The sequence below is a fragment of the Larkinella sp. C7 genome (genome assembly GCF_006149005.1).
In the GTDB taxonomy this organism is placed as follows: Bacteria; Bacteroidota; Bacteroidia; order Cytophagales; family Spirosomataceae; genus Larkinella.
Genome location: NZ_VBSL01000002.1, coordinates 538,111 through 558,858, shown reverse-complemented (window position 1 = coordinate 558,858; position 20,748 = coordinate 538,111). Strand labels below are relative to the sequence as shown.

The 20,748-nt window shown below is 52.3% G+C and carries 17 protein-coding genes; 11 read left to right on the top strand and 6 right to left on the bottom strand.

The window, feature by feature from the left end:
• The first annotated feature begins 29 nt into the window (after positions 1-29).
• Positions 30-1,691: an ELWxxDGT repeat protein gene (locus FH871_RS07460; RefSeq protein ID WP_138990801.1), complete on the top strand. Its 1,662-nt coding sequence runs from the start codon at positions 30-32 to the stop codon at positions 1,689-1,691.
• Positions 1,692-1,726: 35 nt separating this feature from the next.
• On the opposite strand, the gene FH871_RS07455 is transcribed toward FH871_RS07460, so the two are convergent.
• Entirely contained in the window at positions 1,727-2,302 is a 576-nt protein-coding gene (locus tag FH871_RS07455) for a DUF2911 domain-containing protein (RefSeq protein WP_138990800.1), read from the bottom strand.
• Positions 2,303-2,353: 51 nt separating this feature from the next.
• Positions 2,354-3,136, bottom strand: a complete 783-nt coding sequence (locus tag FH871_RS07450; protein ID WP_138990799.1) for an MBL fold metallo-hydrolase — start codon at positions 3,134-3,136, stop codon at positions 2,354-2,356.
• Positions 3,137-3,203: 67 nt separating this feature from the next.
• Between FH871_RS07450 and FH871_RS07445 the strand changes: the two genes are divergently transcribed.
• Positions 3,204-3,476: a hypothetical protein gene (locus FH871_RS07445; protein ID WP_138990798.1), complete on the top strand. Its 273-nt coding sequence runs from the start codon at positions 3,204-3,206 to the stop codon at positions 3,474-3,476.
• Positions 3,477-3,489: 13 nt separating this feature from the next.
• Here FH871_RS07445 and FH871_RS07440 read toward each other — a convergent pair whose 3' ends face one another.
• On the bottom strand, positions 3,490-3,996 hold the full coding sequence (locus FH871_RS07440) for a hypothetical protein (RefSeq protein ID WP_138990797.1): 507 nt from the start codon (positions 3,994-3,996) through the stop codon (positions 3,490-3,492).
• A gap of 389 nt (positions 3,997-4,385) precedes the next feature.
• A complete protein-coding gene (locus FH871_RS07435; protein ID WP_138990796.1) occupies positions 4,386-4,793 on the bottom strand; it encodes a hypothetical protein in 408 nt (135 codons plus the stop codon).
• Between the two features lie 301 nt (positions 4,794-5,094).
• Between FH871_RS07435 and FH871_RS07430 the strand changes: the two genes are divergently transcribed.
• Both FH871_RS07430 and hemF read left to right on the top strand, forming a co-directional pair.
• Positions 5,095-5,721 carry a helix-turn-helix domain-containing protein gene (locus FH871_RS07430; RefSeq protein WP_138990795.1) on the top strand — a complete coding sequence of 209 codons (627 nt, stop codon included), beginning with the start codon at positions 5,095-5,097 and terminating at the stop codon, positions 5,719-5,721.
• A gap of 138 nt (positions 5,722-5,859) precedes the next feature.
• The gene (gene hemF, locus FH871_RS07425) at positions 5,860-6,759 is read left to right on the top strand and encodes an oxygen-dependent coproporphyrinogen oxidase (RefSeq protein WP_138990794.1); all 900 of its coding nucleotides are present in this window, start codon (positions 5,860-5,862) and stop codon (positions 6,757-6,759) included.
• 23 nt (positions 6,760-6,782) lie between these two features.
• Here the strand turns inward: hemF and menC are convergent, their stop codons facing one another.
• On the bottom strand, positions 6,783-7,892 hold the full coding sequence (gene menC, locus FH871_RS07420; RefSeq protein WP_138990793.1) for an o-succinylbenzoate synthase: 1,110 nt from the start codon (positions 7,890-7,892) through the stop codon (positions 6,783-6,785).
• Between the two features lie 103 nt (positions 7,893-7,995).
• Between menC and lpxK the strand changes: the two genes are divergently transcribed.
• The 5 genes from lpxK to FH871_RS07395 all read left to right on the top strand — a co-directional run bounded on the left by lpxK (position 7,996) and on the right by FH871_RS07395 (position 15,747).
• Positions 7,996-9,039, top strand: coding sequence for a tetraacyldisaccharide 4'-kinase (lpxK, locus tag FH871_RS07415; RefSeq protein WP_229317114.1), 1,044 nt, complete (start codon positions 7,996-7,998; stop codon positions 9,037-9,039).
• A 90-nt stretch (positions 9,040-9,129) separates the two neighbouring features.
• Positions 9,130-11,151 (top strand): putative porin, encoded by a 2,022-nt coding sequence (locus FH871_RS07410; protein WP_138990791.1) that lies wholly within the window; start codon positions 9,130-9,132, stop codon positions 11,149-11,151.
• A 9-nt stretch (positions 11,152-11,160) separates the two neighbouring features.
• Positions 11,161-12,108 (top strand): DUF1835 domain-containing protein, encoded by a 948-nt coding sequence (locus FH871_RS07405; protein ID WP_138990790.1) that lies wholly within the window; start codon positions 11,161-11,163, stop codon positions 12,106-12,108.
• Complete coding sequence (locus tag FH871_RS07400) at positions 12,108-12,695, top strand: tRNA-(ms[2]io[6]A)-hydroxylase (protein ID WP_138990990.1); 588 nt, start codon at positions 12,108-12,110, stop codon at positions 12,693-12,695. Before FH871_RS07405 ends, FH871_RS07400 begins: the two co-directional genes overlap by 1 nt.
• 94 nt (positions 12,696-12,789) lie before the next feature.
• Positions 12,790-15,747, top strand: coding sequence for a PD-(D/E)XK nuclease family protein (locus FH871_RS07395; protein ID WP_138990789.1), 2,958 nt, complete (start codon positions 12,790-12,792; stop codon positions 15,745-15,747).
• A 144-nt stretch (positions 15,748-15,891) separates the two neighbouring features.
• Here the strand turns inward: FH871_RS07395 and FH871_RS07390 are convergent, their stop codons facing one another.
• On the bottom strand, positions 15,892-16,227 hold the full coding sequence (locus FH871_RS07390) for a DUF1801 domain-containing protein (protein WP_171062790.1): 336 nt from the start codon (positions 16,225-16,227) through the stop codon (positions 15,892-15,894).
• A 178-nt stretch (positions 16,228-16,405) separates the two neighbouring features.
• On the opposite strand from FH871_RS07390, the gene FH871_RS07385 reads away from it, so the two are divergent.
• Both FH871_RS07385 and FH871_RS07380 read left to right on the top strand, forming a co-directional pair.
• A complete protein-coding gene (locus FH871_RS07385; protein WP_138990787.1) occupies positions 16,406-17,563 on the top strand; it encodes an efflux RND transporter periplasmic adaptor subunit in 1,158 nt (385 codons plus the stop codon).
• Between the two features lie 12 nt (positions 17,564-17,575).
• Positions 17,576-20,734: an efflux RND transporter permease subunit gene (locus FH871_RS07380; protein WP_138990786.1), complete on the top strand. Its 3,159-nt coding sequence runs from the start codon at positions 17,576-17,578 to the stop codon at positions 20,732-20,734.
• The last annotated feature ends 14 nt before the right edge of the window (positions 20,735-20,748 follow it).

Genomic DNA, 20,748 nt, shown 5'->3' with positions numbered 1-20,748 from the left:
GGATCGCACACCCTGTCAACCTCAACACAATGAATCAACTTTACCGGTTTTTTTTCGCCCCGCTGCTGTTCATCAGCCCCACTCTCATTTCTCCGGTGGTGGCGCAATACATGCCGACACCCACGCCGTCCTATTACGTAACGCGCGTTAAAGATATCAACCCGTACGGAACCGGTGTCACCGGCGGCACGATCATCGAATTTGGGGGTAAAGCGTATTTTTCGGCCAACGATGGTGTCTATGGCAACGAACTTTGGGTTACCAACGGAACGGAGTCGGGTACGACAATGCTCAAAAATATCAATACGCAGGGGTCGTCCACGCCTTCGCAGTTTGCGGTCATGAACGGCACACTTTATTTTTCGGCCGACAACGGCTCCCACGGACGGGAGTTGTGGAAAACCGACGGAACCGCCAGTGGAACGCAGATGGTTCGGGAAATCAACCCGTCGGGCGATGCTTCTCCGTCGAGTATGGTCGCCAATGGCAACATACTTTTCTTTTTTGCCACTAACGGATCGGTTGGAAAAGAATTATGGAAAACGGACGGGACGGCCGCCGGTACCCGATTGGTCAAAGACATCAACCCGAACGGAAACGCGGGCGATCTGTTTTATCCGGTGTTATTCAACGGCAAACTGTATTTCACCGCCACCGATGGATCAAACAATTCCGAACTGTGGGTTTCGGATGGTACCACTGCCGGTACGCAGCTTGTCAAAGACATTAACCCCAGCGGAAGCAGTTCTCCGGCCGAACTGACTCTTTGCAACGGGCTGCTATTTTTTACCGCCTACGATGGTACCAGCGGGACAAAACTCTGGAAATCGGACGGCACGACGGCAGGCACGGAGTTGGTAAAAGATACCTGGAATAGTTCGTCCTATGGCTCGGGCTTACTCAGCGAACTGACGGCGGTGGGTAATACGCTCTTTTTTAGTGGGAATAGCCCGGCTTCCGGACAGGAACTCTGGAAGTCGGACGGCACAGCCGCCGGAACGGTTTTGGTGCGGAACATCAATACGTCCGGTGATTCACAACCGTACAATCTGACGGCTTTTCAGAACCAGCTCTACTTTGGGGCCGACGACGGAACGGGCTATGCCTTCTGGAAATCGAACGGAACCTATGCCGGTACGCTGAAAGTCAAGTCGCTGCCCCCCAATCATCTTCGTGCCATTGGAAACTGGCTTTATTTCAATAATACCGGTCCCTGGAAGTCGGATGGAACCAGTGCGGGTACCCAACCGGTATCCAGTTCTTCCAGTGCCTACCGGGATCCTCAGGGATTTACCGGTTTTGGCAATATGGTTCTGTTTTATGGAAACAACGAAACCAACATGGCGGCCAATCCCAATAACTATGAATTATGCAAAATAGCGCCCTGTTACGCCTGTCCGGTGGGCCGGGAGGGCGTTGGCATCGAACCAGCCGTTGACCTGGCCGTAACGGTATTGAAAAACCCGACGCCTGACGTGGTTACGGTTGAAATCCGGGGTGTAAACGGGCAGCCGCTTTCCCTACAACTGACCAATCTGCTGGGGCAAACAATCGAGTCGAAAAACATCGAATCCGCACAACCTGCCGAACAGCACCGGTTTGACGTGCGAACAATGCCCACGGGCATTCTCTTGCTTCGGGCCACCAGTGGACATCGTTCGCAAACCGTACGGATCAGTAAGACGGACTGACCGGGCCTGTCAACCTATCAAAACCGTCGTCCGGCTTACCAGGAAACCGGCACCGTCACCAGCGTGGTGTCCCAACCCATGGACAGGGTCGCGGTTTTAGCGTCTTTTTTGGTCAACTGGATCGAGAAATTCTCAAGCACCGTGTCCAGCTTTTGAACGGGTACGGTCACCCGGGCCACATCCAGGGCTTCATTGTAGCTATAGGCACCCCACTGGTCCAGGTCGGAACTGAGGATGAGCGTCCATTCTTTTTCGGTCGGAATGGCCAGCAGCGCGTAATTCCCCGCTTTTACTTTTTTGTCACCAAACGTCACATCCTGGTAAAATTTGATTTCCGGGGCTTCGTTGGCACCCACCCGCCAGACCTTTCCGTACGGCGCCAGTTTGGTCCCGAAAATTTCGCGGCCATTTTTCGCCGGACGGCTGTAGGTAATCCGCACCATCGCTTTGTCGGTGCCGATTTTGGCCGGGGCGAACTTGCGGTCGTGGGCATAGTCGTCCGGGTAGTAGGCCATGTCCATCGGCGATTTGTCGAGGCCGCGGAACGTCTGGGCATTTGCCCCGGCCATTGCCAGGAAAAGGAATCCGAATAATAAACCGGTTTTTTTCATTGTTAGTTGGGAAGTAAAAAGGAGAAGGCTAAAACTACGAGCAATCCTCCGTCAAACCAACGCCAGGGCACCATCAATCCGAAAAATCGGAGTTTCGCCAAAGCGGGAGGCCACAACAAGTTCCGTCCGGTCGAGGTGGGGCAGGAACAGATCGCGGGCCAGTTCCGGGCAGTTGTTGTCTTTCGAGAGGTGCGACAACAGGACGTGGCTCATGAAAGCCGGTTTGTGCTGTCTGAACAGGGCCAGGGCCTGCTGGTTGGACAAATGGCCTTTGCCACCCCGGATGCGCTGTTTCAGAAAATACGGATACCGCCCCCGGTCCAGCATGTCTTCGTCGTAGTTGGCTTCCAGAAAAGCCGCGTGACACTGGCTGAAGTGGTGAATGAGGTGTTCGCAGGGGGTGCCGATGTCCGTAAAGATCCCAACCTTCGTGTCCTGGAAATTGACCGTAAAGCTGTGGGGGTCAGCGGCATCGTGGTGTTTCGGAAAAGCCGTGATGGTGAGGTCTCCAATCTGTACCGGTTCGTTACCGTATAATGGGTTAACGGGAATACCCTCTAATGACAGACGGCTGTTGTTGAGGGTTTTGGGGGTGATGTAGACCGGCAGTTTATACTTTCGCGCCAGTTGGGAAAGGCCACTGATGTGATCCGAATGTTCGTGGGAAATGAAAATGGCTTTCACCGTCCGAAGCGATAACCCCAGCCGCTGAAACCGGGTTTCGATCTGGCGGCAGGAAAGCCCGACATCGATCAGAACGGCTTCCTGCTCGTTGCCCACGTAATAACAGTTTCCGTTGCTGCCCGAATTGAGGGAGGAGATAAACAATGGCATAGACTCGTAAAGTTATCAAAAAATACGCGCGGATTGATAACGAAAGCCACCGGTTGGTGATAAATAAATGAGCCGGAGCGAAAGCGCCGGAACTGGAACCAAATGGATGTCGAAAGCCATGTTAACCGCCAAAACCAACTTCAGCCACGCCAAATTGCCCCGCCTGGGGGCAGTTGTCAACCTGCCGGTATCGCAGTTGTTTTCACCAAAACGGAAATTCATTGTAACGGCTTATCCGCTTTTTGACAATGAAAGCGGCATTCACACCTGCTACCTGCGGGCTCTGGACAATGGGCAGGAAGTGCGCGTTTCGGGATTTTACTGCCACCTCATTGGGTGAGCGGACCGAAAAGTCAGCATGCTGCAAGGTGACTAACGGCTTTTTGATGCGAAGCCTCGAACCCGGTCAATAATTGCAGGTATTTTTCCTGCATGTGTTCATAGTGGTTTAGCCCGGCGCTGGAGTATTTTCCTTTCAGGGCTTTTTTCTGAGCCTTCCGGTTGCAAACCAGGTTCCGGCAAACGCGTTCAATCTGCTTTTCGTAATAGAGAATAAGCCGTTGGTCCCACTCCTGCAAGGGGGTAGTGGCTGGTTTTTTGGGGAATGGAGGCCGATCAGCCAGTACCATTTCCCACGCCTTCTGAAGGTTTTGCAGGTGTGGACTGATTAATTGCCCGTCGAATCCATCTACCGGAAGTTTTGACAAGGGACCACCGTCACTCACGGAAGCTTCCAGGAGCGTGAGTCCATACGCTACAAAATTAGATAAAAGGTCAAAAGCCGCTTCGTAATCATCGGGGAAGCAAATCAAATTCTTCCATTCAATCCCCGCCCGAATCCCATGTATAATCAGTACCATTCTACAGCTTATGGATTAGTGACGGGTTCTTTTAAATACCAAATAAAGCTATCGGTTTGTAGGATAAGTCACAAATAAATGGAGAATTTAAATACCGATGGTCAATCTGGCTGATGTCGATTTGGAGAGATCGCCGGTGTTCATCGGCAGGGAAAGGGGCTTCAAAAACAAATCCCGGCCAAAAAGGCCGGGATGTTCCACTTACCAATCTCTATTAATTACAAGCAGTACAGGTGTACTCCTTCATCTATAAGAGGGGAATAAAGTGCTTTTATCACCTTTTTTTTGAAAGTTTTTTTTGCTTTTTTTTGTAATAGGCAGATAGCCAAGTAGTAACAATATGTACATAAGACATATTAAATCCGCATTTCGGCAGGTATACAACGGATTTATTCTGGTGAAACCGCCCGGTCGGACTCCGCTTTGACCACCGTGACTGTCGCCGATCGGGCGGCTGGCATCACCGGCCCGTCCTGAATGTTGCGAACCGGTAGCGCGGCCCGTGGCCCGATGGCTTGTGGGAGAACTCTGTTTGACGAGCCGATTTTGTGGTACGTGCTGTCAAAATAGTCAAACCGGACTTCAATCTGACGGTAGGTGTACAATTCCGAAGTGTTGGTTATCGTAAACCCGTGTACGTTTGTGGGGCTTCCCGGCGGATTTGCTACATCACTTTTGTTCCAGACCACCCGATCGATCAACAAGTCACGGTAGGCATCCGCGTGGTCGAGATCCGGGCTTTTTTTCGATTGGCAGGCGAAAGCGGTAAGAAATAACAGACAAAGGAGCGGTTTCATAAAAGCTGGTTTCGGAGGATACGGTTTTTTGGACCGGCTTATTTTTGCCCCAAAACTACAAAGCCCGGCTGCAACTGCAACCGGGCTTTGTCAGGATTATCTATCGCAATATGAGATGAACTCAATCAAAGATATACGGATAAATTTTAAAAAGGACTATGCAAAGCAAGGTCGGAATGGCAATTTTAAGTAACTAGGGGCCTAAAGGACTGATAGACACGACCGGCGACGCCCCTTTTTTCATTATTCCAAATTATTTTTTTTGTGAACAAAACACTTCAATAACGCGGTTTAAGACAGTATGCGCTATAATCTGACCGAATTGATTACCCGGGGGGAAGGCACCCGGCTCGAATTTAAATCGACCATTCATACGGCCTACCGCATTGCCCGAACGCTCACCGCTTTCTCGAATACATCGGGGGGGCTGCTGCTCATCGGCGTGTCGGACGACGGGCGGGTGTCGGGTGTCGAGTCGGAATTGTACGAAATGCAGAAAATCGAGAAAGCCACCGATCTGCTGATCGACCCGGCCATTTCGGTCAGTTACGAAGTCATCAACGAACTGGGTCGGCAGGTGATTCTGATCGAGGTGGCGGAGAGCGACGAAAAACCGCATTACGCCATCGATGAAAAAGGGAAACGAACCATTTATGTCCGGGCGAAAGACAAATCCGTGCCGACCAATAAGCTGATTCTGACCAATCTGGTGACGCCCGATGGCCCGTTGCTGCAATCGTCCAACGTCCGCAATCTGATCCAGGTCCTTCGGAAAACCGACTTCATTACGGCCAAACAATACGCCCAGTTGGTCAATATTTCTGAATACCGGGCCAGCAAACTGCTCCACCAGTTAACCGGACAAGGGTTGCTGTTGATGGTCGATAAACCCCGTCCCGTGCGGTTTTCGCTGAAAATCAGTGAATAAGTGCTCCGGTTGTTTAGTCCGAGAGCTTTTTAGAGAACTTTTCAATGTCGTAAGACCACAGGCGGAATGAAAATCACCCGGACTAAAAATCCGCGGGTCCGTGTATCTTTGCGGGCGAAAAAACCGCATCATCCCCGAATGGCTGTCGATAAACAAAGCATCACTGATTTTTTTACGGGCTTACAGGACCGGATTTGCCAGGCACTCGAAACCGCCGACGGCTCCGGCCGGTTTCACGAAGACCTCTGGGAACGCGCCGAAGGGGGCGGAGGTCGCACCCGGATCATCCAGAACGGCGATGTGATTGAAAAAGGGGGAGTTCTGTTCTCCGCCGTCCACGGCCCGGCATCCGACGCGGTGCTGAAACAGATGAAAACGACCGAACCGGCTGATTTTTACGCCACCGGCGTTTCCATCGTCATTCACCCACACAGCCCGCTGGTGCCGATTATTCACATGAACGTGCGGTATTTTGAACTCAGTACGGGCGAGTGCTGGTTTGGGGGCGGCATCGACCTGACACCCCATTACGTCGACGCCGACGATGCCCGCTGGTTTCATCAGCACCTGAAAACCGCCTGCGACCGGCACCATCCAGACTATTATTCCCAGTACAAAAGCTGGGCTGACGAGTATTTTTTCATCCGCCACCGGGCCGAAACCCGTGGCATTGGCGGTGTTTTCTTCGATTACCTGCGCCCGGCCGACGACGATCACAAGGCGGCTTTGTTTGCCTTTGTGCAGGAAATCGGCAATGCCTTTGCGCCGATCTACACCCACTTTATGCAGAAAAACCGGGCGTTGCCGTTTGGCGAAAATGAGAAAAAGTGGCAGATGCTGCGCCGGGGGCGGTATGTGGAGTTCAATCTGGTTTGGGACCGGGGCACGAAATTCGGGCTGGAAACCAACGGCCGTACGGAGTCGATCCTGATGAGCATGCCCCCGCAGGCCAACTGGGTATACGATTACCAGCCTGAACCCGGAAGCCGGGAAGCCGAAACGCTGGGCTTGCTAAAAAAAGGAATTGACTGGGTATAGAAAAGGCGCGGCAGAAACCGGCATTACCTTTCTATGCGCACCCCCCGACCGGTTTCTAAAATCTCCAGATTCCAGCCTTTGGAGAGATCGGTTTTCAAAAAACCGTTTTCAATCGCCAGCGGACTTTCGATGTTGTTGTGGTAAAGCTGCCCGGTTCCGAGGCCCTGCGGAATGGGGTTTTTGAACTGGGCGGTGTATTGCGCAATGGCGTTCAGGCCAATGTTGGATTCGAGGGCGGAGGTGATCCACCAGCCGATGCCGAGCCGGTTGGCAATTTCAATCCATTGGGTGCAGTGAATAAAACCGCCCAGGAGCGTGGGTTTCAGGATAATATAGTGCGGCTGAATCTTTTTCAGTAACCGCATCTTTTCCACGTATTCCATGTGGCCGATCAATTCCTCATCGAGGGCAATCGGGATGGGCGACTGACGGCAGAGTTCGGCCATCAGATCAGGTTGTCCTGGCCGGATGGGTTGCTCGATGGAATGAATGTCGAAAACGGCCAACTGGTTGAGTTTGTCCAGCACATCGTCGGGACTAAAAGCACCGTTGGCATCCACCCGCAGCGTAATCTGGTCGGCACTGAAGCGGGAGCGAATGGAGTCGAGCAGGTCACATTCCTGCCGGAAATCGATGGCACCGATCTTTAACTTGATGGTCGTGTAGCCCGCTTCCAGTTTTTCTTCAATCTGTCGGCGCATGAATTCCGGTTTTCCCATCCACACCAGGCCGTTGATGGGCAGGGTTCTGGCGCCTTTGGCAAACTCGGAGTCGAAAACCGTTCGCTGTCCGCCGTTGATGTAATCGTGCATGGCGGTCTCAAAACCAAACTGGATCGACGGAAGCCGGTCGCTGATGAGTTGCAGCACAATCGGGACATTCCAGTGAAAAAGCTGAAGGTCCAACTGGTTGAAAAGCTCGCAGGTATGACGCAGTTGATCGACAAAATCAGGACGGTCGTCGATGCTCAGTCCACGGAGTGGAGCGCACTCGCCCCAACCGACCACAGACGGTTCTTCATCGTCGCGAATGCGGATAAAATAGCTGTCTTTTTGCGTTAGGGTGCCTCGTGACGTTCCGGCCTCGAACGTAAAATGCAATGTGTATTTCAGGAAGTCGGCCTTGAGACTCATAGTGACAGATAAGGAACGGCATTCATCATTAAAAGTAGTAATTTTGGGTGTTACTGAGTAGGCTTGTTAATAAATTATTACGTAAAACTTAGTGTTCAACCGATTGCTGAATCCCCTCAACTGGCTTTACGGCGGTATTACTGATGTCCGTAATACGCTGTATGACAGGCGTATTATCTCAGTATTAAGGCCGCCCATCTATACCATTAGTGTAGGAAACATCACGGTTGGAGGAACCGGCAAAACGCCACACGTCGACTATCTGGTTCGTTTGCTGAAACCGTTCGGGCCGCTGGCCACGCTGAGTCGGGGGTATGGTCGCCAAACCAGAGGCTTTCGTCTGGCAACAGATGCCGACACCGCCGATACCATCGGCGACGAGCCCCTGTTGCTGTACCGGAAACATGGACACAGCCAACGGGTCGGGCAAACCCCGGTTCTGATCAGTGTGGGTGAAAAACGCGCCGAAGCAATTCCGGAATTGTTGAAGATAGAGCCTGATTTACAGGTGATTATTCTGGATGATGCCTTTCAGCACCGACCCGTTCAGGCACATCTGAACCTGTTGCTGACGGATTACAACCGGCCTTTTTACGACGACCAGCCGTTTCCGGGCGGACGCCTGCGCGAACGGCGACACGGTGCCCGGCGGGCGGATGCGGTTCTGGTAACCAAATGTCCCGACGGGTTGAGCCGAACCGGGCAGCAGGCGATTCAGGATCGAATCCGGGCGTATGGCCGGGCCGATGTACCGGTTTTTTTTACGGGATTCCGGTACGGTGATCCGATTAATTTTGTGGACCCCTCAATCCGAACGGTCCTGAAAAGCGTAGTTTTGGTATCCGGCATCGCCCGGGCCGAATCATTGGAGACGTATGTCAACAGCCATTTTTCACTGGTGCGTCATTGGCGGTTTGCCGATCATTACCGGTATACGGCGGCTGATCTGAAACGCATTCTGGCCGAATTGCCGGTTGACACAACGGTTTTGACGACGGAGAAGGACTTTGTCAAACTGGCGCCGTTGCTGGCCGAAACCGGGGACAATGCTTCGCGGTTTGCGTATCTGCCGATTGACGTGCAATTCCTGGAAAATGAAACGTTATTCCGGGAATTGATTCAAAAAAAACAGCCGCAACGGGTTTAACCAGCCGCGATGAGTTGTTAAAAAAAGCTAATTACCGCAAAAAGTAATCACCGCGAATCAATAAATTGGCGGAATCCCAGTTCAGACCATATGACCCGATTTGTTTTACTGCGTGTAAGTATCCTGCTGTTTTGGTTTACCTCACCGGCCTGGGCGCAGTTGCCCACCCGCCTTCCGAACTTCCCGCAGGGCGGCAACCGGACCGGGGGCCAGCCGACCACAACGGGAGGGGCGGGGGCCAGCGCGGGAGGGGCCATTCTCGACGACTCCACCAAACTCATTTATGGACCCAAAACGACCCGCTTTTTCCTGGAAAGCGACGTTCTGAACAACCGGAAAGCCCTGATTACCATTGATACCACGCTGGAAGGCATTCAACAGACCAACTACGTCAATCGGTACAACAACCTTTACACGGATTTGGGCAATCTGGGGACGGCCCTGCGACCGGTTTTTTACCAGACACCCGTCATTGGCTCCCAAACCGGCCTGAGCGCCTACGGATTGTACGGGTATCAGACCCAGAACGTCCGGTATTTCGACACGCGATCGCCTTACACGAACATGTATCTGGTGTTGGGAGGACGTGGGCAGAACATCGTCAATTTCGACTTTACGCAAAACATCAGCGAACGCTGGAACCTCGGATTCAATCTCCAGCGCATGACGTCGGACGTACAATTTGGGGGGACCACCGCCGTTTCGTCCGGCACCCAGCGCCTGGCCGAAAACTGGAATTTTGTCGTGCATTCCAATTACCGGTCCAAAAACGGCAAGTATACCTTGCTGGCGCATTACAACAACCTCAACCACCGCTCGCTCGATCAGGGTGGTGTGATTGAACCGGAATCGGGTACGTCCAATGCTGCCAATCCAGACCTGGAACTGAGGCCGGTTTTGTCGACGGCCAACTCCCGCGAAATCCGCAACGACCTCCATCTGTATCACCAGTATGTTCTGGATACGGCTTTTCAGCTTTATAACATCGTTGACTTCCGTGCCCAAAGCTACCGGTTTACCGACACGGACATAACCGACAATTTGTTGCCTCCCGACTCGTCAAATCTGTCCCGGAAACCTTTTTATCCGCGCTATTATTTCGACAACCTGGAGACCCGGCAAACCACACTGTTTCGGCTGATTGAGAACCAGATTGGCATCAAAGGCCAGTTTTCGGCGCGCGGATCGGCTTTCAACTACCGTGCCTGGCTCCGAAACCGTTATTACAGCCTGGAGAACCGCTTCAACATCGGGCGGCTGGTGCCGGATTCGAGCTATAAAAGCAATCGGCTCGAAACGTTTGTCGGCGGTTGGCTGGGCTACTATTTTCCGGACAGCCTGACACGGGTGACGGCCGAAGTGGAGTATTTGTTAGGCCGCGACTTCCGGCTTCAGGGGCGTCTGGAAAGCCGCCTGCTGACGGCCGGATACGAAAGTGTCTTTGCCTCCCCAACGCTGATCCAAAACCGGTATACGAGCAATATCTACCAGTGGGACCATGAAGGAAGATTAGCAACCCAGTTCAATTTGCGGGGCACGCAACATGCCTATGGACAATTGAATCTGAAGCTGGGAAAACTGATTCTGAGCCCTGGTATGGATTATTATCTGCTGACAAATTATATTTATTTCGACACGGCAGCGGTTCCGCAACAGCTTTCGGATGCGTTCAGCATTTTACAAACCAGTTTGGGCTGGCAGTTCCGGGCGGGCAAATTTACGATGGCAGGGCAGGGCTACTACACGCTGGTGTCGAACGATGACGTGCTGCGCATACCGACTTTGCTGGCGAATGCCCGGTTTGAATACAACTTTTTGTTATTCAAGAAATTGTATGTGCTGGCGGGGGTTCAGTTTCATTACAAGTCCGCGTATTTTGCCGACCAGTATATGCCACTCACCCAGCAGTATCATTTGCAGAACGAAACCAAACTGGGCGATTATATCATGGCCGAACCGTATGCCAACTTGCGGATCAACCGGGTGCGGCTTTTTCTGAAAATGGCCCACGCCAACCAGGGTCTGTTCGACCAGACGTATTACAGCGCACCGTATTTTCGGACCATCAACCGGTCTTTTTCCTTTGGGGTTCATTGGTTATTATTCGATTAAGCCTTGATTATGAAAGTATTACACATCCTCAACGGCGACGCAACCGCCGGAGCCTTTGCCGAATCGAACATCCTGGGAAAGGCCGATCAAACCGACCTGATGGTCTGGCGGGAAGCGATGTCGGAGGGGCCGGTGAAGGCGGATGTTCAATCGGTTCACGAACTTTGGCGCATTCGCCGGGTGTGGCACAACGTGACGGATGACGCGCCTTCCGATTACGATCAACGGGTGGTGCAGGCGTTTGAAAAACTGGCGGTTCCGACCGACTACGACGAAATTTACCTCTGGTTCGAGCACGATCTGTTCTGCCAGATCAACCTGGTTTTTCTGCTGGCGCAACTGGCGCAGCGACCACTGGGAGCCACCAAAATCAAACAGGTGTCGGTTGATTCCTTTCCGGGAGAGCCGTTTTTCAAAGGCATCGGACAGTTGAAGGGAGCCCAGTTGGCGACCTTGTTTTTACAGGCCGAAGCGTTGACCCGTCACGAACTGGAGGTGGCCGGGGCGGTCTGGAATGCCTACGCCAGCCCGGAGCCGCTGGCCATTCAGCAACTTCTGGCTGCCGATTTTGGTCGATTGCGGTTTTTGCGAAACGCTTTGATTCTGCATTTACAGCGTTTTCCGTTTACCGAAAACAACCTGAATCTGATTGAACATATGCTGACGGCGACGCTGATGGAAGGGCCGATGCCGGAAGCCAGCCTGATCGGGCGGTTTTTGCAGCAGGACCGCGACTACGGAATTACCGACCTGAGCGTGGGAGAAACCATCCGCCAACTGAACGGAAAACTGTGGGAATATACCGAAGCGGGTGTCAGTCTGACCGAAACCGGTGCCGACATCATTGCCGGACGCCGGGTGCTCAACCCGGTGGAACGCTGGCTGGGCGGCTATTACCAGACATCTGACTCACCGTATCGGTGGGACCGGGAACAGGAAAAACTGATTGAGCTGTGATAACGACTTTAGGCCTGGAACTTCCCACCGATCCGCGCTGGGTCGATGTGGCCCGAATGAACCTCGGCGATATCCTGATCGATCATGCCTTTTGCGAACAGAAAGCCGCATCGTCCTGCATCTCGCTGATCGTTCAGTTTCCCGAACGTGAAAAGCTGGTGGAAGTGCTGACACCCGTGGTGGCCGAAGAATGGGGGCATTTTCAGCGGGTTCTGAAAGAGCTTCGTAAACGGAATATTCCCTTGGGAAAACCGCGTAAGGATGAGTATGTCAACCAGTTGCTGCAGGTTCTCCGCAAACCGGGTGACCGCAACGAGCAGTTGATGGAAAAGCTGCTGCTGAATGCCCTCATCGAAGCCCGCAGTGCCGAACGCTTCAAGCTGTTGTCGGAAAACCTGACGGACGAATACCTGCAAAAATTCTACCGCGAGCTGATGATTTCGGAAGCCGGGCATTACCGGAATTTTATTGAATTGGCCGAAGAGTACAATCCAAAAGAAAAGGTTCGAAAACGCTGGAAAGAACTGCTGGAATCTGAAGCCGAAATCATGAAAACGCTGGAAGTCCGCGCCGACCGGTTTCATTGACCGGGTTGGAAAGCCGTCTTTTTTAGCGTATTTTTGAGTATCACCTATTGAAATACCTGGATAAACAACCGTCAGTTTTATCCGGAAAAAGTACATGTCATTCTTACGTCAAGTGGCCCAGCACATCTTCCAGAACCATCAAACGCGGATGGACGATGTGTGGGTAATTGTGCCAACACGCCGGGCGGTTTCCACCTTTCAGCAACACCTTAGCCAGCAGTCCGATACGCCGTTTTTGTCACCGCACGTGCTGGCCGTCGACGACTTTATCATGCAGAGTGCGGGTGTTCTGCAAATCGATCCGGTCAGTCTGCTGTTCGAACTGTTTGAAGTTTTCAAAGAAATTGACGATACGCTGGAATTTGGGCGGTTTCTGAACTGGGCGAGCATTCTGCTCACCGACTTTGACCGCATTGATCAGTACATGATTTCCCCTTCTGAACTGTTCAGCTACATGACGGCGGCCAAAGCCCTCGAACGCTGGCGGCTCGAATTGCCCGACGGCCGGGGAGCCAAACTCGAAACCGTCGGAACGCAGCGGTATTTCAAGCTCTTCGAAAACCTGCAAACCGCCTACGAGGCTCTGCACGAGCGACTTTTGTCGAAAGGCTGGGCCTATCGGGGCATGGCCTACCGGTTGCTGGCTAATCAGGTGGAAGACCTGGTGCGCGACAATCCGGCGTATGAAAAACTATATTTCGTGGGATTCAACGCCCTGAGCCGGTCGGAAGAGCAGATTGTGAAAACGCTCCTGAAAGCGCAGAAAGCCGAAATGCTCTGGGACACGGATGCCTATTATATGCAGTCGAAGCGGCAGGAAGCCGGAAAGATGCTACGGAATTACAAACGGGATGGCTGGAGTGGCCCCTGGACCTGGGAAGGAAACGGGCTCACCGAAACGCCCAAACACATTCATGTCATCGGCGTTCCGAATGCCAGCATGCAGGCCAAAGTCGCCAGCCAGATTTACCGGCAGCATGCCGATTCTGAAACCGATGCCGGCACCACGGCCTTGATTCTGGGCGACGAAACCCTGTTGTTACCGGTTTTGTATTCGATGGGTGGCTCGGTAACGGATCTGAACGTGACGATGGGGCTTTCGTTGCAGAATTCGCACCTGTTTACGCTGGTCGATGCCCTGTTCGAAATGCAGCGAACCGTAGCCGCTTTTCAGAAGAAAGACGGCAGCGGCACGGTCTACATTCCCAAATTTAACCACCGGCACGTTGTCAAGGTTCTCAATCACCCGTTTATCCGGCAGTATGAATTGACAGAATTGAAAGCGTCGGCGGGTTCGCCAAACCGGGTTGTTCAGAAAGCCATCAACACCATTACGACGGACAATCTGGTGTATCTGGACGAAAAGCAGTTGCTGGCGATGGGCGAAAACAGCCCGCTGTTTCAGGTATTATTCCGCCGGTGGCCGGATGACAAACCGCTGGTGGTCATTCACCAGTTTTATGCCTTGATCGAGGTGCTGCGGGCGGTTTACACCGAGCAGCAGGACGCCATCGAAACCGAGTATCTGTATTTATTTCAGAATCTGCTTCGCCAGCTGGAAACCACGCTCGAACGCGAGCAACGGAATGAACTGGTGACGATCAAGAGCTTGAAGCAGTTTCTGTATGAACTGATCCGGCAAACCAGCATCCCGTTTGAAAGTGAGGGGGGCAGCACTTTGCAGGTGATGGGAATGCTCGAAACCCGGGCGCTGGATTTCGAGCACCTGATTATTTTGTCGGTAAACGAAGGAATTCTGCCCCAGTCGCGGAAACTGAATTCCCTGATTCCGTTCGATGCCTGCGTGGAAGTCGGTTTGCCGACCTACCAGGATCAGGAATCGGTGATGTCCTATCACTTCTACCGGCTGTTGCAGCGGGCCAAAAAAGTCTCCCTTCTCTATGTTACCTCGGCCGATGCGTACGGGACCAGCAAGGGCGAGAAAAGCCGGTTTATCCGCCAGATCGAACACGAATTGGTTCCGGCCTCCGGGGGCCATGTGACCATCAGCTATCCCAGTGTGCGGTTTGGCAAACCGGCCGATCAGAAGTCGGCTTTGTTACCCTTCGATACACTCGAAATTCCGAAAAGTGATGCGATTCTGGCGAAACTGCGGGACGATTTGATGGGGAAATTCAGTTCGGCCAAAAACCGGGTGTTCGGCGGAATGTACCCCACTTCGCTGAATAATTTCATGAGCTGTTCGCTCAAGTATTATTTCAGCCGGGTGATCAGCATGCAGGAAGACGATGAGGTCAGCGATGAGATGGATGCCGCCGAATTCGGGCAGTGGATTCACAACACGCTGGAAGCCCTCGATCAGGAATACCGCATGGTGGGAGCGGAGGTGACGACCGAACGGGTGGTCGAAAAATTGAAGCTGAAATACGAAGAAGCGTTTGTAAACCGCGTGACCGAGTCGGGCATGAACCGTCTGCTCTACAAGGTGGCGGAAGACCTGATGGTGCGGTTCAATGCCCTGCAGGTGGAACGCTACGGAAAAAACCTGGAAGTGTTGCAAACGGAAGAAGAATGGGATACCGAGCTGGAGGTCGAAACCGCCATCGGACCCTTGCGCATCCGGATTGCCGGGAAAATCGACCGGGTCGAGCGGCTTCGACAGCCCGACGGTACGGTGTTGATTCGGGTGGCCGATTACAAAACCGGGAAAATCGAAGCCCGGGATGCCGACGTCAAAACGATGGAACTCCTGCTGACCGACGCCCAGAAAGACAAGGCCCGGCAGTTGTGGTTATACCAGTATCTGGTGTACAAGAAGATGCTGCAAAACAAGGGATTGCAGTTTGGCAGCGAATGGATCGACGGTACGAACACCCGGGTCGTGGCCGGTTTTTACTCGTTCCGCAACATGGAAGGCGGTTTTATGGAGAACAAACTGCATCTGGGCACGCCCGAAGAATTCGTGGTTGAAACGGAAATTCACCTCCGCAAAATCATCGCGGATTTGTTCGACCCCGGCCGGCCTTTCCAGAAAACCAGCGACAAAAAGATTTGCGAATGGTGTGAGTATCGGAAATTGTGTGGGCGGTAAAGTTAAATTGACGTTTTAAATGTAAAATGGTGAATGTTAATTGTAAAAGGAGTTACCAACCGGAGACTTTTGCATTTACTATTCACCATTTTACATTTAAAATTTTCTGAAAAGCGGGAAAATGCTACTGAAATTCAGGCAAAATCACCCTCTTTTTTTATGAAAAATAGCCGGTTTTTCTTTCGAGGTTTCGTTGAGTAAAATCGCTTCCTGCAACAATTCCCGGATCAGGTCTTCGTTTACAGTGTCGGCCTGGACAACCAGTGACTTGACCGTTCGGCGTCCCCGGCCCTCGAGAGCACCCTGTTCATTGGCTAATTCATAGCCTCTCAGGAAACAAAGATCGACGGCGACCTCCGGTGTTCGGAGCGGATTGAGGTAACACAAATGGCCTTTGTGGAAATAAAAGGGCACGCCCCAACTCATTTTTTCCTGAACTTTGGGGGACGCTTCCAGGATTAATCGACGTATTTGGTCCAATAGGCGATGAATTTCGGGTGTTTGTCGATTAATGTATTCTTCAACTGTCATGGCTTGTTGTAATGGAGTAATTTCGGTGCTAAGTTAGCTGAAAAATCAGATTCCGACAGTAGGCATACGGTTTGATGCAACTTTCTCAATGGGCGCAATACCGCGTCCGCTTCAACATACTATCTCTGTGAAAAGGTGGATTGCTATTATTTTGGTGGTGCTGGTGGTTGGTGGCATCATTTATTACAATAAGTCTTCTAAAAAGCAACCAGGCGAAGCAGCCGGTGGTGGTCGGGGAGGAGCTCCCTCCGGGCAGGCCGGCGGTGGCCGGGCGGGCGGGGGCGGCCCGACGGCAGTCAATGTTTATGTGGTTACTTCCCAGAATTTGAAAGACGAAGTGGTGGCTACGGGCTCCCTGCTGGCTTCAGAACAGGTAGATATCTATCCCGAAATTTCCGGAAGAATTGTCGAATTGAACATTCAGGAGGGACGGGCCGTTAAACAGGGTACGTTGTTGGTGAAGCTATACGATGGTGATTTACAGGCACAAATGCTGAAGCTCAAATCGCTGGAAGAAAATAACCGGCGTATTGAAGAAAGAAACAAGCAATTGCTGGAACGGGGCGGTATCAGCCAGCAGGAATATGACATTATCGTAACGAATCTGAAAGGAACGCTGGCCGACATCGAAGTGACGAAAGCAGCGCTTCGCCGGACCGAAATCCGGGCACCTTTTTCCGGAACCATTGGTTTACGGAATGTGAGTTTGGGGGCGGTGGTAAGTCCGAATACGCTGATTGCCAGGTTGCAACAGACCAATTCGATGAAGCTGGATTTTTCGGTTCCCGAGAAATACAGCCCATCGGTTAAGGTTGGCAGTGTGATCTCGTTTCAGGTCGACGGCCTTGACAAAACGTTTAACGGATCGGTGTATGCCATCGAACCGGGCGTCGAGGAAGCCACCCGGAATCTGCGGATTCGGGCGCGGGTAGCCAACAATTCGTCCAGCCTGCGCCCCGGAACGTTCGCCAAAGTGAGTCTGGTGATCAATAATGCCCAGGCACTCGTTGTTCCAAGCCAGTCGGTGATTCCGCAAACGCGCGGTAGCCAGGTGGTGGTGATCGAAAACGGAAAAGCGGTTTTTAAAGATGTGAAGATCGGATTGCGGAATGCCAGCGTTGTAGAAATAACGCAGGGCTTGCAGAAGGGGGATACGGTGGCAACGACCGGCCTGATTTTCCTGCGGCCTGAAGCGCCGGTAAAAGTGGCTAAAGTGGACCGGTTAACGGGTCAGAAGCAACCGGAGCAAGGGTCAGCAGCGGGTAATAGTGCGAGTATGAATTAACGAACAAAACCAATGAGTCTACCTTCATTAAGCCTTCGGCGACCGGTTTTCGCCATGGTTATGTCGATTGTCATCATCCTTTTCGGTGTCATTGGCTTTACATTTCTGGGCGTTCGTGAATACCCGGCTATCGATCCGCCGATTATCTCGGTTCGAACCAGCTACGTGGGAGCGAATCCGGAAATTATCGAATCCCAGATTACCGAGCCGATTGAGAAATCGCTCAACAGCATCGAAGGCATTCGGACCATTTCATCGACCAGCGCACTCGGAAGCAGTAACATCACCGTCGAGTTTGAACTGGGGGCCGACCTGGAGCGGGCCGCCAACGACGTGCGGGATAAAGTAGCCCAGTCGCAGCGGCAGCTTCCGCAGGATATCGATGCCCCCCCGGTCGTGAGCAAGGCCGATGCCAACTCGGAACCGATTATCTTTCTGCCTGTTCAAAGCACAACCCGAAATCCGATGCAGTTGTCGGATTATGTTGAAAATGTGTTGCAGGAACGTCTGCAAACCATTCCGGGGGTTAGCCAGGTGATGGTATACGGACTGAAACGGTCGGCCATGCGGCTCTGGATCGATCCGCACAAACTATCGGCTTATCGACTGACCGCACAGGATATTCAGGAAGCCTTAAACCGTCAGAATGTTGAATTACCCGGCGGTAAAATCTACGGCAATAACACCGAATTAACGGTGAAAGCGGTAGGGCGGTTAACCACGGAAGAGGATTTCAACAACCTGATCATTCGGCAGACAGCCAACCAGATTATCCGGTTTAAAGATGTCGGATATGCGGTTCTGGGACCGGAAAATGAAGAATCGGCCGCCAAACAGAACAACGCTTCCGGGGCAATTCTGGCTTTAATTCCGCAACCGGGCGCAAACTATGTGGCTGTTGCGGATGAATTTTACAAACGTTTGGAGGATATCAAGCGCGATTTGCCGTCCGATATTCAGCTGTTGAATGGTGATGATAAAACGAAATTTATTCGCCAGTCCATTGAAGAAGTGGCCGAAACCATCATCCTCTCCTTCATTCTGGTGGTCATCGTTATTTATCTGTTCTTCCGGGATTGGCTGATCTCCATTCGCCCGCTGATCGATATTCCCGTTTCGCTGATTGCGACATTCTTCATTATGTATATCTCGGGCTTCAGTATCAACGTTTTGACGCTGCTTGGGATCGTGCTGGCTACGGGGCTGGTAGTGGATGACGGGATTGTGGTCACGGAAAATATCTTCAAGAAAATTGAAGAGGGCATGGAGTTGAAACGGGCTGCGAAAGAAGGTTCGGAAGAAATTTTCTTTGCGGTTATTTCGACCTCTGCCACCTTGTCCATCGTTTTCTTACCGGTTATCTTTCTGGAAGGGTTTACCGGGCGTCTGTTCCGCGAATTTGGGGTCGTCGTAGCGAGTTCGGTATTGATTTCTGCCTTTGTTTCCCTGACCCTGACGCCGGTTTTGAGTGTATTGCTGGTGAGCAAAGACCAGGGGAAAGGATCGTGGTTTTATCAGAAAACCGAGCCGTTTTACCAATGGCTGGACCGAAGTTACCGATCATCCCTGACGACCTTTATGGGCCGTCGCTGGCTGGCCGTGGGCATCATCGGCATTTGTTTAAGCATCATTTTCTGGATTGGCTCTTCGCTGAAGTCCGAGTTGGCTCCTATGGAAGACCGCAGCCGCATCCGGGTGCCCATTACCGCTCCGGAAGGAACCAGCTACGAAGCCATGACCCGGATTACCGAACGGGTAAACCAGTTTGTGATGGATTCGATTCCCGAACTGAACTACACGTTTAGTGTTATTGCGCCGGGTAACTCGGCGGCTGGTGCCGTCAACTCCGGATTTATATCGCTCAATCTGGTTGAGCCCAGTGAACGCAAACGGTCACAACAGGAAATCACGGATTATTTGGGCAAGTATCTAAGAAGCTCCAGCGAAGCCCGGATGAATGCGACCCAGGAGCAAACCATTCAGGTTGGACGGCGCGGGGGGGGATTGCCGGTGCAGTTTGTGATCCAGAACCTCAACTTTGACAAGCTTCAGCAAAACCTGCCGAAGTTTATGGACGAAGTACAGAAAGATCCGACATTTCAGGGTTTCGACGTCGATTTGAAATTCAATAAACCGGAATTGAACATTACGATCGACCGGGAGAAAGCCACTAGTTTGGGGGTAACCGTGCAGGATGTGGCCCAGACCCTTCAGTTGGCACTGAGCAACCGGCGGCTGGCCTACTTTCTGATGAATGGAAAACAGTATCAGGTGATTGGCCAGGTGGCACGGGACGACCGTGACGAACCGGTCGACCTGGCCTCGTTTTATGTTCGGAATAATGCGGGCAACCTGATCCAGTTAGACAATCTGGTGAAATTTGCCGAGGTATCCAGCCCGGCCCAGGTGTATCACCATAACCGGTTCAAATCCGCCACCGTATCGGCCGGGTTAGCGCCCGGTAAAACCATCGGCGATGGGGTGGATGCCATGAACGCCATCGCGGCCCGGACGCTCGACGAAACGTTTCAGACCGAATTGTCGGGATCGTCCCGCGATTATGCCGAAAGCTCATCGAACACCCTGTTTGCCTTCCTGCTGGCATTGGTGCTGATTTACCTGATTCTGGCGGCTCAGTTCGAGAGCTTCACCGATCCGTTCATCATTATGCTGACCGTGCCGCTCGCCATTGCCGGGGCCGTTCTTTCATTGTATGTGTTTAATCAGACGATGAATATCTTTTCGCAGATCGGTATCATTATGCTCATTGGTCTGGTGACGAAAAATGGTATTCTGATCGTTGAGTTCGCGAATGAAAAGCGCAAAGAGGGCATGAACCGGTTTGAAGCGGCCATCGAAGCTTCTGCCCTCCGGCTTCGTCCTATTTTGATGACCAGTCTCGTAACGGCCTGTGGTGCCTTGCCGATTGCATTGGGACTGGGTGCGGCAGCCAAAAGCCGCATTCCGCTGGGCGTCGTTATTGTGGGGGGAATTATTTTCTCTTTGGTATTGACCCTGTTTGTGATTCCCGCCATGTACTCGTTCCTGTCGCGGTATAAAATCGTGGATAATTCGGCGTACGAAGATCACCCGCAGCCGCTTCAACCGTTGCCGGAGCCTGAAAAGCCGGTCAAACGCAAAAGCGAGGAACTACACGAAGAAGAAGTTTAACAGCGAAAAAACCG

What these genes read in the sequence shown, in the direction of transcription:
- FH871_RS07455 (WP_138990800.1), bottom strand. Translation starts at nt 2,302, where the DNA reads ATGAAAAAAACCGGTTTATTATTCGGATTCCTTTTCCTGGCAATGGCC.
- FH871_RS07450 (WP_138990799.1), bottom strand. Translation starts at nt 3,136, where the DNA reads ATGCCATTGTTTATCTCCTCCCTCAATTCGGGCAGCAACGGAAACTGT.
- FH871_RS07440 (WP_138990797.1), bottom strand. Translation starts at nt 3,996, where the DNA reads ATGGTACTGATTATACATGGGATTCGGGCGGGGATTGAATGGAAGAAT.
- FH871_RS07460 (WP_138990801.1), top strand. Translation starts at nt 30, where the DNA reads ATGAATCAACTTTACCGGTTTTTTTTCGCCCCGCTGCTGTTCATCAGC.
- hemF (WP_138990794.1), top strand. Translation starts at nt 5,860, where the DNA reads ATGGCTGTCGATAAACAAAGCATCACTGATTTTTTTACGGGCTTACAG.
- FH871_RS07445 (WP_138990798.1), top strand. Translation starts at nt 3,204, where the DNA reads ATGAGCCGGAGCGAAAGCGCCGGAACTGGAACCAAATGGATGTCGAAA.
- FH871_RS07395 (WP_138990789.1), top strand. Translation starts at nt 12,790, where the DNA reads ATGTCATTCTTACGTCAAGTGGCCCAGCACATCTTCCAGAACCATCAA.
- FH871_RS07405 (WP_138990790.1), top strand. Translation starts at nt 11,161, where the DNA reads ATGAAAGTATTACACATCCTCAACGGCGACGCAACCGCCGGAGCCTTT.
- FH871_RS07410 (WP_138990791.1), top strand. Translation starts at nt 9,130, where the DNA reads ATGACCCGATTTGTTTTACTGCGTGTAAGTATCCTGCTGTTTTGGTTT.
- FH871_RS07435 (WP_138990796.1), bottom strand. Translation starts at nt 4,793, where the DNA reads ATGAAACCGCTCCTTTGTCTGTTATTTCTTACCGCTTTCGCCTGCCAA.
- FH871_RS07430 (WP_138990795.1), top strand. Translation starts at nt 5,095, where the DNA reads ATGCGCTATAATCTGACCGAATTGATTACCCGGGGGGAAGGCACCCGG.
- menC (WP_138990793.1), bottom strand. Translation starts at nt 7,892, where the DNA reads ATGAGTCTCAAGGCCGACTTCCTGAAATACACATTGCATTTTACGTTC.
- FH871_RS07380 (WP_138990786.1), top strand. Translation starts at nt 17,576, where the DNA reads ATGAGTCTACCTTCATTAAGCCTTCGGCGACCGGTTTTCGCCATGGTT.